The following is a 16,939-nucleotide window of genomic DNA, read 5'->3' on the forward strand; positions in this document are numbered from 1 at the left end:
TAGGTGTTGGGTTAAGTTATCTGTTTATGCTATTGTTTTTTGATGGTTAAATACACTTTGTTGTTTTTCATGTGGCCTTGGATATCAAAATAAGAAAGGATCTGCATGACATCGTCAAGATTGACATTTCTAGGGATTTCTCCTGTTATCAGGCGGTTTTCGGCTGCTGTTTGGTCAACGACAAAATCAATATTATACCAGCGTTCCAGTTCGCGGACAATATTTTTTACCGAGCTCCGTCTGAAGCTGAAAAGTCCATTTTTCCAGGCGGTAATACCGCTGATATCCGTGTTTGCCTTTTGTAGATCTGCTTGTGGCAGGGTTTGCTGTCCGGGCTGTAGGATCAGTGATTGTTGCAGCTTATTTTTGCGGGTCACTTTTACCTTTCCATGGACCAGTGTGGTGATTGGCGTGGCGTTGTCCGCGTAACTTTGGATGTTAAATCCCGTACCCAGTACTTGGATTTCATCGTTCCCAACGTTCACCTTAAATGGCTTTTTAGCATTGTGTGCAACTTCAAAATAAGCTTCACCTTTTAAAAACACAGATCGTTCGTTACCGACAAATTTAGCTGGATAGCTGATGGTTGAACCCGCATTGAGCCATACGTTGGTGCCATCTTCCAGCTGAACCTGAAATTGTCCACCGCGCGGTGTTTCCAGCGTGATCAATTGATTACCTCCAGCTTTGCTGAGATCGATATTGCCTATATTCAGTTGCACGACGCCATCCTTATTGATCAGTTTGTCCTGTTGATCCAATGCGATGACTTCGCCATTGGGCAGACGGAGTGTGGCCTGGTCGTGCCCTGGCTTTATGGCAGCCAATAGTTCGGTTGCCTGTTGGGCTTTATTTTCAGCATGCTGCTGAGTATACTGATATAGTCCGAATGATGCGCTGAGAATGACGATCGCTGCAGCAGCATATTTCCATATCGAAATATGTTTGGTTTTTTGTGGAAATAAATTCCTCTCCATTGCATTAAGCTGCTCCTGAACAAATTGATCGTCCAGCGCTTTGGAAGAACGCTTTGCTTTATGCAGATAGAAGCTGTGTATGATCCGCAGTTCTTCCGGAGACGCTGTCCCCGCTTTATATTTTTGGAATAGTTCCTGTATTGTGTCTTTCTCCATTCTTTAGGCCGACAGCCATAAGAGGGCTATCTACTTGTAATGACGGGCAAACTGGAAAAAGGGAGTATAAAAAAATAAAAAAAATGATTAGAAAAAAAAGAAGGAGCCAAATTTTGTGCGCAATATCCGCAAGGCGTTATGAACCTGTTTTTTAATTGTTTTTTCGGAAGTAGAAAGGAGTTCGCTGATTTCTTTGTAACTATGACCCTGCTCGCGATTGAGTTCAAAAACCTCCCGTGTACGGGGCGACAGTTTGCTCTTTTCGTCTTCAATTATAGCTGCAAGTTCTTTTTCCAGCAGGAAGTCGTCCGTATAGCTGATACCCTCCTCGACAAAAGATAGGGTGTCCTCCCGATATTTTTCCACCACCTCCTGATGGCTGAAATAGTCCAATATTTTATTTCGTATAGCTTTGATTAAATAAGACTCCAATGAATGACTGACTTCGATAGCGGTTCTCTTATTCCAGATGATTAAGAATACATCCTGAACCATATCTTTGCTAAGTTCGCTATCTTGAGTCATCCGATAAGCGTGGCGAAAGAGAAGCTCTTTATAACGATCAAATAATTCCTTGTACGCCAGCCCGTCATCCGCCTTTACAAGATGGAAGAGCATATCTTCTTTTAAATTCTTATAATCGTATTGCACTGGGTTGTTGACTTGATAGTTTGTCTAGCTAATTTAGGATATTGTTCTCAAAAATAAAAAACGAAAGTTGTATCTCATTACCTTCCACTTCGTAGGTTCATTTTGAAAATAAAGATCTTAGGGCTGGTCTGTACCATCCGATAACTTAGGACGGATCCAGCAGCAAGCCGAAAAGCTTGCTGCAACCTAATATTGCGGATAAATTCACCGGTTGAAATATCGGTCAGCGATTTCACCTTGCGATGCAGCTGTCTTGCTGATGTTGAGCAGCTGATTGACCAAGGCGGGGATTGCTATGTGTTACAGTTCATATGCTGTGCAGGTATCAGGGCGGATCGGGCTGGCCCGGTCGGGCTGAAACTGGCGGGCGGAGCAGAGCATGACACCACAGAACGGTTATGTCGGGCTGACAGTGTATCTTGTATCACAAACGGATACATAACCAATTGATCATGATAAACCTGAGAAAATTTTCGCTCATACCCTTTGCCTTGCTGGCTATCCATGGATGTCAGTCCTATTCGCAGAAAGATAAAGCCGAGATCAATGATTCCAACACGCCGCTGCACCTGATGAAGCCGGAATATCCCGTACTGTATGGGGAGACGACACTGGACAGCATCCGTGCGGATGTAGAACGGGTATATGCGTATCTAAATCGGGTGACGCCTATGGTGCTGGAACAGAAAACGGACCATGCACCGGTCATGGACATGGCTAAAATCGATACCAATACGCTATTTAAAAAAGGCGATTTTCGGCTGATCAGCTATGAGTGGGGTGTTACTTACGGTGCTATGCTGCGGGCCTCAGAGGTGATTGGGGATCCCCGATATGCGGCTTATACGATCGACCGGCTGGGATTTATCGGAAAGGTATTGCCGTACTTTCAAAAACTCGAATCTGCTCAGCCCGGATATCGGTCTCCAGTACATTCGGTCATGCAGCCGCATGCATTGGATGATGCTGGATCCATGTGCGCCGCGATGATCAAGGCACAGCATGGAAGAACATTGCCTGTGGATATGAAGCCTGCAATTGCCAATTATATCGATTACATCCTGACCAAAGAATTCCGCCTGAAGGATAGCACGTTGGCCCGAAACAGGCCACAGCCAAACACGCTCTGGCTGGATGACTTGTATATGAGCCTCCCCGCACTGGCACAGATGACCCAGCTTACTGGAGACAGCAGATACTTAGATGAGGCTATAAAACAATTCTGGCTCTTTGCCGATAAAATGTTTGTGTCCGAAAAGGGGTTGTATCGGCACGGTTGGGTAGAGGGTATGGATCCCCACCCTGCATTTCACTGGGCCCGGGCAAATGGCTGGGCACTGCTGACCAAAGTCGAATTGTTGAATGTGCTGCCCGAGACCCATCCCGCCCGGGCCAGGCTGCTGGCGCAATTTAAGAAACACGTCGCCGGAATTGCAGCGTTGCAGCATGGTACCGGCTTCTGGCATCAGTTGCTGGACCGTAATGATTCTTATCTGGAAACATCCGCCACAGCGATCTACGCTTATTGCATCGCCAGAGGGATCAATGCGGGCTGGGTGGATATCAAAGCCTATGGCCCGATGGTGCTGCAGGCATGGAATGCTGTGCACACTAAAATCAACAGCGAGGGGCAGGTGGAGGGTACCTGTGTAGGCACAGGCATGGGCTTCGATCCGGCATTTTATTATTATCGTCCTGTCAATAAATTTGCCGCACATGGGTACGGACCGGTGATCCTGGCGGGAGCTGAACTATATGAACTGATCAAAAAGAATACCTATGTGATCAACGATAGTTCAGTGCAATTTTAACAAAAGATAGCAGATGGTCTGGACATACAGCTGTCACGAGGAATGGCTATCTTTGTATGGAGGTCAACGAAAATAAAGAAAGGCAAACCAATGAAAACCACAGCAGAGAAGTTATCCATAACCATCTACACACGGGAGGAATGGCGGTACTGGTTAGAAAACAACCATAGGAAGGAACAGTCCGTATGGGTGATCTGCCATACGAAAAAGTCCGGGCTACCGGCTGTCGGCTGGTCGGAGCTGGTGGATGAGGCGCTTTGTTTTGGATGGATCGACAGTACCCGCAAGACGATCGACACGCATACCTTCAAGCAATTGTTTAGCCGCCGTAAGCCGAACAGTACCTGGTCAAAGATCAACCAGGAGAAAGTGCAGCAGCTGATCGACAGCAAGTTGATGTCAGCGGCAGGACTGGAGTGTATCCAAATCGCCAAGGAGAATGGCTCCTGGACGATCCTTGATACAGTGGAGGCATTGACCATCCCAAGCGATCTGGAGGCGGCCTTTGCGCAATATAAAGGTTCAAAAGCCTATTTTCTGAGCTTGAGTAAATCCATCAGGAAGATGATGTTACACTGGATCGTGCTCGCCCGGCGCCCCGAGACGCGCCAAAAACGAATAGAGGAGATCGTGGCACATGCCGCAAAAAATGAACGGCCCAAACGGTTTCAGCCCATTAATTCGACCAGCCGGCAACTATAAGCGTTTTTCTTTTACATCCGAAGAGGAAGGACCGGGGAATACTGCCGCCGCCCAAAGCTGAGCCATCAAAACAGGCAAAAGACTAAATTCCTTGGATCTACATCCCAAAATAAGTACTTGGGAAAGATTTGCGATATATCCTTTATAGCGTTCATCTATACAAATTTATAGCATCTCGAAAACAAAAGAAAATAAATTAAAATAAAGTTGGAATCAAATGAAAATGCTTTATTTTGGCGTTTGATGTTCTCTTGGTGCACGTCTTCGTTTTTATCATGAGAAGCTATTTGCCTACAAATAGGCGTGTATAACTTTTTTGTTGTAATAGGTATACGAAGTGTTAACTTTACCTCGCAATCGTTGAAAAGTATGAAGCATATAGATGTTAACCAGAAGTATCTCTCTATCTTTTTTTTTACTGATGGCTGTCTGCAGCAGCCATTTGACCATGGCCCAGCAAGAGCTGGATGCTTATTTTGACCACCTTTGTCAAAACAGAAAAATGATGGGAAGTGTGGCTATCATTCATAGAGACAGTATATTGTACGCGAAATCAGTTGGCTATGCCGATGTCGCGACGCGGCACAAAAATGATAATAACACTAAATTTCGCATCGGATCGATCACCAAGACCTATACAGCAGTAATGGTACTACAAGCTGTCGAGAAAGGGAAATTGCGTCTGGATACCTACCTTGCTGCCTATTATCCCCAGATTAAAAATGCAGAAAAGATTACCGTCGAACAAATGCTTAAGCATCGTAGTGGTATAGTTAACTTCACAGATATCGAGGGTGAGGAAATCTGGGAGCAGTCATACCACACGGAAGCAGAATTTATCCGATACATTGAAAATAGAGAAAGTGATTTTGAGCCGGGCACAGCTTATGCATACAGCAATACCAACTATGCGCTGCTGGGGTTTATCCTGGAAAAAGTCTGCCATAAGCCGTTTGGGGAGATCTTGCAGGAGAACATATGTATACCGCTTCAGCTCAATCATACCTATTTCTCAACAGAGCGGGATCTAAGCCGCAATGAGGCGGCATCCTATAACATCCAGCAGGAATACATCCAAAATGCTAAAGTAAACTTTTCGAATCATCCGGCCAGTGGCGGGATGGTCTCCACAGCTATTGAGCTGAATAAATTTCTCTATGCCCTGTTTGAGGGTCAGTTAATCTCAGCGCAAAGTCTTGCGCTTATGCTCCCCGCAAACAAGGGTGAGTATGGCATGGGGATCGAAAAAGCCGGTTTTAAGAATCCCGTGGGTTATATGCATAGCGGACGGGTCGAGAATTATTTCGCCGATTACTGGTACTTCCCCAACGAAAAGCTGGGGGTGGTGACACTATGCAACGCCGTAAATATCGATCTGTCATCCATTCAGAATACCCTCGCGCTGTATGCTTTTCACCAACAGCCGGTGTTGCCTGATTTCAATAAAACAAAAGATCTGACACCGGATCAGTTCAGCCGGATAAAGGGGACCTATGTGAACGTGGACAGCACCGATAGCATAACCATTTCCTCGGACGGCAAAAATTTAATCTTCCAGTCTTCCGCTATGGGGCAGATGTATGCTCCGTTTAATTCTAAAGGAAACAACAGCTTTGAATATGCAGAAGGAGCCGTCTCGCTGCAGTTTATCCCCGACGACGGCCGGGTAATATTGAAGCAGGAGGGTACGGTTTACGAATATAAAAAGATATAAACGGCTCACCGTCCTCAATTTTCTTTGTAACTGTGCCGCTGAATATAGTCGGTCGGGCTCAGCCCATACATCTTCTTGAATAGGGTGGTGAAATGCGTCTGATTGGTAAAGCCAAGCGCATAGGCCACCTGTGAGATATTCATCTTCTTTTCCAGCAGCAGCTTTTCGGCCTGCTGCAGCCTGATGTTGCGGATAAATTCGCCGGTTGAGATGCCGGTCAGCGACTTCACCTTGCGGTGCAGCTGTACGCGGCTCAGCCCGACCTCGTCGGCCAGAAACTGCACATTGAACTCGGGATTTTCCAGATATTGGTTGACCGTCTTGAGGATACGTTCCATCAGCTGCTCATCACTGGATTTGAAGCTGATGGTCTTCACCTTACCATCCTGCTGCTGCGCTCCCGAAAACTTGCCTTTCACCTTCATGCGGTTTTTGATCAGGTTGCCCGCCACCAGATGCAGTTCATCGACCATAAAGGGCTTGGTCAGGTAGGCGTCTGCACCCAGGCCGATGCCCTCCATACGATCTTCTGCATTGGTGCGTGCCGTCAGCAGGATCACCGGTATATGGTTGGTGGTACTGTTGCTCTTGATCTTCTTGACTAAGGTATAGCCGTCCATGGCCGGCATGGCGACGTCAGAAATAATCAGGTCGGGCTGCTCTGCCAAGGCGAGCTGAAATCCCTCACTGCCATTTTCGGCAACCAGAACCTTATAGCCACAGGCCAGCTCCTGACGCAAAAACTGCAGGATGTCCCGGTCGTCATCGACCACCAGAACCTTATAGCCTGTTTTCTGGTAGCCGTTTTTGGGCAACGGCTGATCACCAACGACGGCTTTTTCAGACTGTTGTTCAATAGGCGCATGCAACGGCTGAAACGCGACCATGTCTTCCTTGCGCAGGTGTCTATGGCCCATCGGAAGGCTGACCACAAAGCGGCAGCCGCTGCTGTCCTTTCTATTTTCGGCATGTACCCGTCCACCATGCAACTCGACCAGCACTTTGGTCAGATGCAGGCCGATGCCGGAGCCCTGTCGCTGAGTGGCCCCACCCGCAGTGGACTGGTAATACCGCTTGAACACATGGCGGATATCACTCTCGGCAATACCGGTGCCGGTATCGCTGACCACGAGCTGCAGGCTTTCACCTCCGTTTTTCCCTGCTTGGACAGCTAGTGAAAGGCTGATCTGCCCACCGTCCGGTGTAAACTTAAACGCATTGGACACAATATTGTGGATGATCTTTTCAAAGCTGCCCGCATCGATCCACAGGGGTATCTCATCGGCTTCGCTTTGCACCAATAGCTGGATTTGATGGGCCAGCGCCTGATCTTCAAAGGCCCTGACGACCTGCTTCACATAGTCCACGGCATTGACACGGGCAAACTTGAGGTTCAGGTGTCCACTTTCGAGCTTGCGGATGTCGAGCAACTGATTGACCAGGCTGAGGATCCGCTGTGCATTGCGGTTCATATTCTGTAGCGTCGAGCTCGTCTGGGCATCCGGAGCATGCTTGATCAGCTTGTCGATCGGGCTCATTACCAAGGTCAGCGGTGAGCGGATCTCATGGGAGATGTCCGTAAAGAGCTGCAGCCTGAACGCATGCAGGCGCTCGAGCCGCCGCTCGCGTAGGTATTTGCTGATCAGGAAGACGAGGCCAGCAATCAGCAGGAAATAAATGCAATAGGCCGTGCCGCTGAGGTACCAGGGCGGCAGGATATGCAGTAGCACCGTTCGGCTGGGCGAATAGGCACCGAATTTACAGGCCCGTATCTCGAGCTCGTGCTCCCCCGAAGACAGGTTGTTGTAGGTAATCAGGTTGACCCCGGGCAGTGTGGCGTTCCAGCTCTTGTTGATGCCTTTAATGCGGTACTCGTAATGGACGTTTTCGGGGCTGTTGAAGTCCATAGTGGACAGTTCAAAGGTAAAACTGTCGTCGTTGTTGTGAAAAAAGAACGCGTTTGCAGCCATCAGGTCACCCTGATAGATGACGCTGCCGCTGGGTGACATGCCCGGCTTGATCGGCTGATTTTTGACATAGAGATTGGTAATCAGCACTGGGTAGGAGTAGGTTTGCAGCTGAATCTTTTCGGGAAAAAAAGAGGTAATGCCCTGTCTGCCGCCATAGTATATTTTCCCCTCATTATCCTGGAAGAAAACGCCGCGGTTGTAGGACCGGTCAACTAGTCCATCCCCTGTATAATAGCTGACGATTTTTCCCGACCTTGGATTCAGACAGTTGATTCCCTTGAAGGTGCTGCACCAGATATGGCCCTTGCGGTCCCAGCCCAAACCTGATATCACATTGCTGGACAGTCCATTGTTGCTGGTATAACTGTTGATCTTGCCATTTTTTTTATTAATTTGATAGAGCCCATTGTAGGTCCCCGCCCAGATATGGCCCGCTCGGTCCTCGAGGAGTGAGATCGTGATCTGCTCGGAGAGCCTATGATCGGTAAATTGTTCGGAGAAGCTGTTGCGGACAGGATCATAGCAGCTGATGCCTTTGTGGTGTCCCAGCCACACGAGGCCATCCTGATCGCACAGGACAGCCGAAATCCAGTCGTTTGCCAGTGCACCTTTTGTCGAATTGGCGGTGTTCATGCTGAAAATTCGCGACACTCCGGTCTGACTGTCGTACTCGACAAATCCGGCACCGAAAGTAGCGATATAGATTTTATTATTTCTGCCCAGGGCAAATGCTTTCACCTGTTTGTTGGAGCAGATATTTAGATTATCGGTGTTACCGGTATGCGGATCGATGCGCCCAAGACCTTTTTCATATGAGCTGAACCAGATCGTGCCGTCTGTCCCCGTTTCGAGTTGGGTGACATCCTGAATGGTATTTATTTGCTGGTGTGAGCTGCCTTGCGCATCAGTTTTGAATATACCGCCGTGCTCCAGGGCATACCAGATGATGCCCTCCCGGTCGCGGGTGATCGCGGTGATGTTCTTTTGATCGGTTTTTTCACGGCTCAGGATGCGCCAGAATTCAAACTGCTTGCTCTGCCCAGGAATAAAGACCAGTCCCCGCTGAAACCAGCCGAGCCAGAGGTTGTTTTCGCGGTCCTGTAGAATCGTACGGATGCGCCCCTGCCGGTAGTCGTTGTCCAGATTAGGCAGTTCGGCAGGGGCCGCGATCAACGGTGCCCGTCCCAGATCCAGATACCAGAGACCGTCCCCCTCAGTACTGATCAGCAGATGGTTTTTTATGGTTTTGGAAAGCTGGATGTCCGTTACGGTAGACCGGAGTTTTTCCTTGAAGTCCACCGCTTCAAAACTGTTTTTCGCCGCATCATAACGGCATATTCTGGAGGGGGAGGCAAATAACAGCCTGCCATCGGCCTGCTCGACGATGTCGTAATTGCCACCCTTGGGCTGCGGCAGCAGGTCGGATACAAGTCGCATGGCTTGCTTCTGGTCCGGCGAGATCCGCGATACGCCCACGCGGTCTACCGCTACCCAGATCGCGCGGTGCTGGTCTTCAAAGATGCTGCGGGCAAACATGCCACCTACCTGCGAATTGATTCGCGGCAACGATACAGCCTGTCTGCGGCCGACCTGGATATCGAAGATGCCCCAGCCCGAAGTGGCCACCCAGATGTGGCCGTCTTTTTTATGGACGATATCCGTGATGTGCGGTGCAATCTGGTTGGGAAAATGGATGCGGACAAACTGATCGCTGCTTTCATCATAGTACTGCAAACCGTTGTTACAGCCTACCCACAGCCTTTTGTCACGGTCCAGATAAAGAATGATTATATTGTTGCTCGATATGGAGGTGCTGTCCTGTACGTCATGCAGATACTGCACAAAACGGGTACCGTCAAATTTGTTGAGTCCATATTCGGTGCCGGTCCAGATGTAACCGTGCTTGTCCTGACTGATACTGCTGGTCAGGTTGGAAGAAAGTTCGCCAAAGCCATAGTCCCGATTGTCGTAAATACGTGTGGCCTGTCCATGTGCATAGAGCACAAAAGCAAATAGTAGGATGACTGTCGAAAAAAAATCCCTCCGCATTGGTTTTATTGGTTTATGTGTTGAAGATACATATTATTGCGCAACCTTGAAAAGAAAAAAACGTTTGCGGCCCGGTAAACGCTGTTTTTGGTCCTGATGTAACAAATTGAAATAAATATGAAACATGGCTGGGCTCTTCCGCAACAAAGGCCAAAGGGAATGTAACAGATACGAACGTCGCTACTGCCCGGGACCACTAATTTTAGATTTTCCAGAATAGGGGAATGTACCGCAGCCTAGGGGCCCGCCTTGCGCAGGGATAGGTTGCTGTATGTGCTGAGCCCGGGAAAGGGAAAAATACCAATTGTAAATAAGGTCATCATGTTATTATTGAATAAAATGGAGTTATCCGCTACACGGATCTGTACCGGTCTTTTGACCGGGTACCGCTACGGCAAGGCGCTGCTGGCTGCGACGGTGCTACTTTGTTGTGCAGGCAATACCCGGGCTGTGTCCTACAACGCAGTGGATACGGTAAAGACGGGCTTGGTGGTCCAAGATGCCCAGCCGGGTTATCTGCCGCTGGTCAAAGATGGCCTGCCGCTGCCCATGCTCGTCGATCCTCAGGACTATAAGGGGGTACTTCGGGCCTTCGATAATCTAAAAAAAGACTTTGTGCGCGTCACGGGCCATAATCCAGGCCAGCAGCAACAGAGCCGCTCCAAAATAATTATCGGTACCTATGGCACATCGGCGCTGATCGACAGCCTTGTCCGTAAAGGTCTTCTGGACAGTAAAGAGCTGGCTGGAAAGCGGGAAAAGTTTGTCATGACGGTGGTCAGGCAGCCCTTGGATGGGCTTGAATCGGCCCTGGTCATCGCCGGCAGCGACAAGCGCGGCACCATCTACGGCATTTACGAACTGTCGGCCCAGATCGGCGTGTCGCCCTGGTATTACTGGGCGGATGTGCCGGTCCGCAAAGCGGCACAGCTGTATGTCAAGCCCGGCGTCTATACACAGGGGGAGCCGAAGGTCAGGTACCGCGGTATTTTCCTTAACGATGAGGCTCCGGCGCTGAGTGGCTGGTCCAAAGCGACTTTCGGTGGGTTTAACGCGGATTTCTATGAAAAGGTGTTCGAACTGCTGCTACGGCTCAAGGCCAATTACCTCTGGCCGGCCATGTGGGGGAGCGCCTTTTACGATGATGATCCCCGCAATGGGCCGCTAGCAGATGAAATGGGCATCGTGATGGGAACCTCGCATCACGAACCGATGGCAAGGGCCCAGGCCGAATGGAAACGCTACGGAAATGGGGGCAGCTGGGATTATACCAAGAATAAAGCGGGGCTGCAGGAATTCTGGCACGGCGGCATGCAGCGCGCGCGGGCCTGGGAGTCCATCATTACCATCGCCATGCGCGGCGACGGAGATGAGCCCATGAGCGAAGAGCAGAATGTCGGGCTGCTCGAGCAGATCGTCAGAGACCAGCGCCGCCTGATCGGCAAGGCAACGGGCCGGCCGGCTGCTGAAACACCGCAACTATGGGCTCTCTACAAAGAAGTGCAAGACTATTATGATAAGGGAATGCGCGTACCGGACGATGTGACGCTGCTGCTCTGTGACGACAACTGGGGCAATGTCCGCAAGCTACCCGAACGGGACGCTAAGCCACGCCCGGGCGGTTATGGTATGTACTACCACTTTGACTATGTAGGCGGCCCCCGCAATTCCAAATGGATCAATGTGTCGCAGATACAGCGTGTCTGGGAGCAGATGAACCTGACCTACCGGCACGGCGTGGACCGGATCTGGATCGTCAATGTCGGCGATCTCAAGCCGATGGAATTTCCTATCTCATTTTTTCTGGATATGGCCTGGGATCCGGACCGCTTTGATGCCGGCAACCTGATGGCGTATACCGAGCAGTGGTGCCGGCAGCAGTTTGGCGAGGCTTATGCGGCCGATGCCGCCGGACTGATCAACCGCTACAGCAAATATAACCATCGGGTCACACCCGAACTGCTGAACGAAAAGACATTTAGTCTCACACATTATAACGAGTTTGACAGCGTCGTCAACGACTATAAAACGCTGGCCATGGAAGCCTCGCGCCTTTATTACCTGCTGCCGGATTCGCTGAAGGATGCGTTCGACCAGCTCGTGGTATTTCCGATCAATGCCTGCGCCAACCTGTATGAAATGTACCATGCCAAAGCCATGAACGAGTACTGCTACGCAAGAAATGACCGTAAGGCAAATGACTGGGCCGACAAGGTAAAAGCCTGCTTCCGGCGTGATTCACTGTTCAGCGACCACTACAACCATAAGATCGCCGGCGGCAAATGGCAGCACATGATGGATCAGGTGCGTATCGGCTACAGCAGCTGGAACGAGCCACCACGGGCGATCATGCCCGCGGTTCGCTATCTGCCGGAACCCGCTACTGCTTCTGTATCAAGGGTATTTGTCGAGGCAGACGGCTATATCGCCATGGAAGCGGCAAGCTATGCGGCAGCAAGCAGCGCTCCGGGCATTCAATGGACGGAAATCCCTGACCTCGGAAAGACCGTGTCGGCCATGACAACGCTGCCGGTCACAGCCAGCTTGGGGGACAATACGGCTTTGGAATACAGGATTCTCGTGAAGGAAAAGCGCGAAGCGAAAATCATCGCACTGCTGTCGCCCACGCTGAACTTCAATGGAAACCGCGGGCTGCGCTATGCCATATCCATAGACGGCGGTCCCGAAACGCTGGTCAACTTTAACGGCCACTACAAAGGGGAACTGGGCCAGTGGCAGGCACGCCGCATCATCGAAAGTGTTTCGGTCCACAGCCTGCTGCCGGGGGAGCATACGCTTAAAATCCGCTTTCTGGATCAGGGCATTGTCCTGCAGCGCATCCTCATCGACCTGGGCGGGCTCAAGCCTTCGTACCTGGGGCCGCGGCAGAGTGCGGCGCAAAGTCCCGCGAACTAGGGACCGATAGGGATAAACAGCACAGGCAGCGAAAATGCCTGCCAAAAAATGAATGATTATACACATGATTTAATATATGAATGCAAAAACACAAAAGGTTGGTTTCTGGGAAAAGGTAGGTTACAGCATGGGGGACGGCTCGGCCAACCTCGTCTTCCAGATGATGATGATGTTTCAGCTGTTCTTTTATACCGATGTATTCGGCATAAAAGCGACCACAGCTGGTTTTATACTGCTGTTTGCAAGGGTCTTCGATGCCTTTGTGGACCCTCTGGCGGGTATTCTCGCCGACCGTACGCATACCCGCTGGGGCAAGTACCGTCCCTGGGTGCTCTGGACTGCGCTGCCTTTTGCGGTGTTTTTTGTCCTTTCTTTTACAACACCTGACTTGGAGGAACGTGGAAAAATATGGTATGCGGGTATTACCTACACGCTGCTGATGTCGATCTATTCGTTCAACAACACGCCGTATGCTTCGCTGGGTGGCGTAATGACCAGCGACATCAAGGAGCGTACGAGCATATCGTCCATACGTTTTGTGACGGCGACCATCGCGACCTTTGTGGTCCAGGGACTCACCCTGCCCCTGGTGGCCAAGCTCGGTAATGGCGACGCGGCCAGTGGCTGGATGTATACCATCATGATCTATGCAGCTGTGGCCTTCGTCCTGCTGCTGGTGGCCTTTTTGTCGGCACGCGAACGCATCACCCCACCGGTGGGACAGACGAGTTCGGTCCGTCAGGACTTTCGCGACATCTTCTCCTGCCGCCCCTGGAAAGCGATGTTTGTGCTGACTTTATTCCTGTTCATCACCCTGGCGCTATGGGGAAGCAGCATGTCTTATTTCTTCAATTATTATGTGGATAAGGAAGCGCTGTTTGCCTTTATGGCACAGTTTGGCCTGGCCAGGGATGCGGCGGCTGAAACGGGGCTTGGACACCGCATATTGGATGCCTTCGGGTTGATTGTTTATAGTCCAGAGCAGGTATTTGCTGTAGGCTTTAGCTTTTTCAATATGGTGGGCCAGCTGGTCACGCTGCTGGGCGTGATCTTCTTGTCCCGCTGGCTGTCGGGTATCTTCGGTAAGCGCAATGTCTTTATTGTCTGCCTGGCATTGACCGCCGTTTTTACGGCTATGCTCTTTCTGGTGCCTGCGGATGCTATCGGCAGCCTGTTTGTGATCAATATCCTGAAAAGCTTGGCCTATGCACCGACCATACCACTGCTCTGGGCGATGATGGGGGACGTGGCGGATTTCTCGGAATGGAAAAACCACCGCCGGGCAACGGGATTCGTGTTTGCCGGAATTGTCTTTGCGTTAAAAGCCGGACTGGGTATCGGCGGGGCGCTCTGTGGCTCGTTTATCGACGCATTCGGTTTTGTGGCAAACACGGTTCAGAATGAACAGGCGATACTGGGCATCCGGTTGAGTGCCAGCGTGATTCCGGCACTGACTTTTCTGGTCGGGGTGGTGGCCCTGTTGTTTTATCCGATCACCAAGCAGGTTAATGAAGATTTACAGGCGGAGCTCCACCTGCGGCGCACATCAGCCAGCAAAAGCCCTGAACAATCTTAAAAAAATAGCTGGACTATGCGCCCGGAAAATCATTTGAAATGAACTGAATTGAATAACAAGGTGGACGTTTCATGAATACACTAGAAAGCGGACACCTGATCAAATAGCTAATTTACGTATGAATACAACAAAAAAGCTGGCGATGCTGATCGCGGGATGTATGCTGCTGTCGGGCCCGGGCCTGTTGGCACAGCAGGCCGTGCAGCGCGGAACGTTAAAAGCTGCTTTTGCAGACAAGTTTGACATCGGCACAGCGCTCAGCCTCAAACAGATTTATGAGCGGGACAAGAAGGCCAGGCCACTGATCGAAAGTCAGTTTAACGCGCTCACCGCCGAAAATTGCATGAAAGCCATGTACCTGCAGCCCCGTGAGGGCGAGTTTAACTTCAAGGATGCCGACCGCTTTGTGGAATATGGCGAAAAACATGGCATGCGCCTGATCGGTCATACGCTGATCTGGCATTCGCAGGCACCGGCCTGGTTTTTTAAAGGCAAAGACGGTCGGGACGTATCCCGCGAGGTGCTGATCGAACGTATGCGCAAGCATATCCATACCGTCGTGTCCCGCTACAAGGGACGGATCAAAGGCTGGGATGTGGTCAACGAGGCTATTCTCGACAACGGCGAATGGCGTAGGAGCAAGTTTTATGACATCATCGGCGAGGACTTTGTGCGCCTGGCCTTCCAGTTTGCCCGTGAGGCAGACCCTCAGGCACAGCTCTATTACAACGATTACTCCATGTTCCTGGAAGGAAAGCGGAAAGGCGTGGTCAGCATGGTTCGCCAGCTGCAGCAGCAAGGGGTCAGGGTCGATGGCATCGGCATGCAGGGCCATCTGAATATCGATCATCCCAAGGTGTCGGACTTTGAAGATAGCCTCCTGGCTTTTGCCGCCCTCGGTGTGAAGGTCATGATCACCGAAATGGATATCTCGGTGCTTCCCTCGCCGCGGCAGACCATGGGAGCCGAGGTCAGCACCCATTTCAAATACGACAAACAGCTGAACCCATACGCCAAGGGATTACCCGCGGATAAGGAACAGCAGCTGGCGCAGCGCTACAAGGACTTCTTTGCGCTGTTTCTCAAACACCGAGACAAAATCGACCGCGTCACGGTCTGGGGTGTCACAGATGGCGACTCCTGGAAAAATAACTGGCCGGTGCCCGGACGTACGGACTATCCCTTGTTGTTTGACCGCAGCTATCAGCCCAAGCCTTTTGTGCAGGACTTGATGGATATGGCCACCAAATAAATATAAATGAACTGAACAGATATAAACATGAAAAAGCAAGCACGTTACTTATTTCCTAAAGATTATATGGCTGACCCGTCAGCGCATGTATTTGAGGGTAAAATCTATATTTATCCGTCCCACGACCGTGAAAGTGGCATCGCCGAAAACGATAATGGCGACCATTTTGACATGCAGGATTACCATGCCTTTTCACTGAGCTCGGTAGATGCCGAAGCGACGGACCATGGGCGTATACTGTCCGTGGACGACATCCCTTGGGGCGGAAGGCAGCTCTGGGATTCGGATGTGGCCCATAAGGACGGAAAGTACTACCTCTACTTTTCGCTAAAAGACAAAAATGATATCTTCCGCCTTGGCGTGGCCGTCAGCGATCGGCCGGAGGGACCATTTGTGCCTTGCCCGGATCCCATCCGCGGCAGCTATAGTATCGATCCCTGCGCTTTTGAGGACAATGGACAGCACTATCTGTACTTTGGCGGCATTTGGGGTGGCCAGCTGCAGAATTACCGCAACAACAAGCTGACCATGCCCGGGCAACTACCGGAGGCAGGGCAACCGGCGCTATGTCCCAAGGTCGTGCGCCTGTCGGACGATATGCTGCAGTTTGCCGAGGAGCCGCGGGACCTGCTGATCCTCGACGAAAAGGGCCAGCCCCTGTTGCAGGGTGATATCGACCGCCGTTTTTTTGAGGCTTCGTGGATGCACTGCTATCAGGGTAAATACTATTTTTCTTATTCTACGGGCGACAGCCACCTGCTGTGCTACGCGATAGGGGACAACCCTTATGGCCCTTTTACCTATCAGGGCGTCATTCTGACGCCGGTAGTGGGCTGGACCACACACCACAGTATCCTCGAATTTGAGGGACGCTGGTATCTGTTTCACCACGATTCGGTGCCTTCGGGCGGGCGGACATGGCTGCGCAGCATGAAAGTGGTGGAGATCGACTACGATGCGGATGGTCGTATCCTAACCGTGGAGGGCAGCTGATGGGGAATGTCGTCTGGTATATCGTATGTCTACTGGGGGTCCTCTGCCATCAGCTGTGCCAAGCCGAGGACGGCAGCCAGCTGTGGCTGCGCTATGCCAGGGTAACCACCAGTGAGGCCGCACTCCGCAAGATCCACTGCCCGTACAGGGATGCGGTGGCCAGTACGGCAGC

Annotated in this window: 10 protein-coding genes; 7 read left to right on the forward strand and 3 right to left on the reverse strand. The window is 50.8% G+C overall.

What is annotated here, in order from left to right:
• Positions 1–29: 29 nt before the first annotated feature.
• A complete protein-coding gene (locus K7A41_RS21930) occupies positions 30–1,133 on the reverse strand; it encodes a FecR family protein (RefSeq protein WP_265715567.1) in 1,104 nt (367 codons plus the stop codon).
• An 87-nt stretch (positions 1,134–1,220) separates the two neighbouring features.
• Complete coding sequence (locus tag K7A41_RS21935) at positions 1,221–1,751, reverse strand: RNA polymerase sigma-70 factor (RefSeq protein ID WP_265715569.1); 531 nt, start codon at positions 1,749–1,751, stop codon at positions 1,221–1,223.
• A 485-nt stretch (positions 1,752–2,236) separates the two neighbouring features.
• Here K7A41_RS21935 and K7A41_RS21940 point away from each other — a divergent pair, with 485 nt between their 5' ends.
• The 3 genes from K7A41_RS21940 to K7A41_RS21950 all read left to right on the forward strand — a co-directional run bounded on the left by K7A41_RS21940 (position 2,237) and on the right by K7A41_RS21950 (position 6,011).
• Positions 2,237–3,595, forward strand: a complete 1,359-nt coding sequence (locus tag K7A41_RS21940) for a glycoside hydrolase family 88/105 protein (RefSeq protein WP_265715570.1) — start codon at positions 2,237–2,239, stop codon at positions 3,593–3,595.
• 90 nt (positions 3,596–3,685) lie between these two features.
• Positions 3,686–4,297, forward strand: coding sequence for a YdeI/OmpD-associated family protein (locus tag K7A41_RS21945; RefSeq protein WP_265715571.1), 612 nt, complete (start codon positions 3,686–3,688; stop codon positions 4,295–4,297).
• A gap of 382 nt (positions 4,298–4,679) precedes the next feature.
• Entirely contained in the window at positions 4,680–6,011 is a 1,332-nt protein-coding gene (locus tag K7A41_RS21950) for a serine hydrolase domain-containing protein (RefSeq protein WP_265715572.1), read from the forward strand.
• Between the two features lie 14 nt (positions 6,012–6,025).
• Here K7A41_RS21950 and K7A41_RS21955 read toward each other — a convergent pair whose 3' ends face one another.
• Positions 6,026–10,030: a hybrid sensor histidine kinase/response regulator transcription factor gene (locus tag K7A41_RS21955; protein ID WP_265715573.1), complete on the reverse strand. Its 4,005-nt coding sequence runs from the start codon at positions 10,028–10,030 to the stop codon at positions 6,026–6,028.
• A gap of 321 nt (positions 10,031–10,351) precedes the next feature.
• On the opposite strand from K7A41_RS21955, the gene K7A41_RS21960 reads away from it, so the two are divergent.
• The 4 genes from K7A41_RS21960 to K7A41_RS21975 all read left to right on the forward strand — a co-directional run bounded on the left by K7A41_RS21960 (position 10,352) and on the right by K7A41_RS21975 (position 16,767).
• On the forward strand, positions 10,352–12,946 hold the full coding sequence (locus tag K7A41_RS21960; RefSeq protein WP_265715574.1) for a glycosyl hydrolase 115 family protein: 2,595 nt from the start codon (positions 10,352–10,354) through the stop codon (positions 12,944–12,946).
• A 76-nt stretch (positions 12,947–13,022) separates the two neighbouring features.
• Positions 13,023–14,522, forward strand: a complete 1,500-nt coding sequence (locus tag K7A41_RS21965) for an MFS transporter (RefSeq protein WP_265715575.1) — start codon at positions 13,023–13,025, stop codon at positions 14,520–14,522.
• Between the two features lie 118 nt (positions 14,523–14,640).
• Positions 14,641–15,774, forward strand: a complete 1,134-nt coding sequence (locus tag K7A41_RS21970; RefSeq protein WP_265715576.1) for an endo-1,4-beta-xylanase — start codon at positions 14,641–14,643, stop codon at positions 15,772–15,774.
• A 27-nt stretch (positions 15,775–15,801) separates the two neighbouring features.
• Positions 15,802–16,767: a glycoside hydrolase family 43 protein gene (locus K7A41_RS21975; RefSeq protein ID WP_265715578.1), complete on the forward strand. Its 966-nt coding sequence runs from the start codon at positions 15,802–15,804 to the stop codon at positions 16,765–16,767.
• The last annotated feature ends 172 nt before the right edge of the window (positions 16,768–16,939 follow it).

Origin of the sequence: Sphingobacterium sp. InxBP1, from assembly GCF_026191775.1 — a bacterium.
Classification (GTDB): Bacteria; Bacteroidota; Bacteroidia; order Sphingobacteriales; family Sphingobacteriaceae; genus Sphingobacterium; species Sphingobacterium thalpophilum.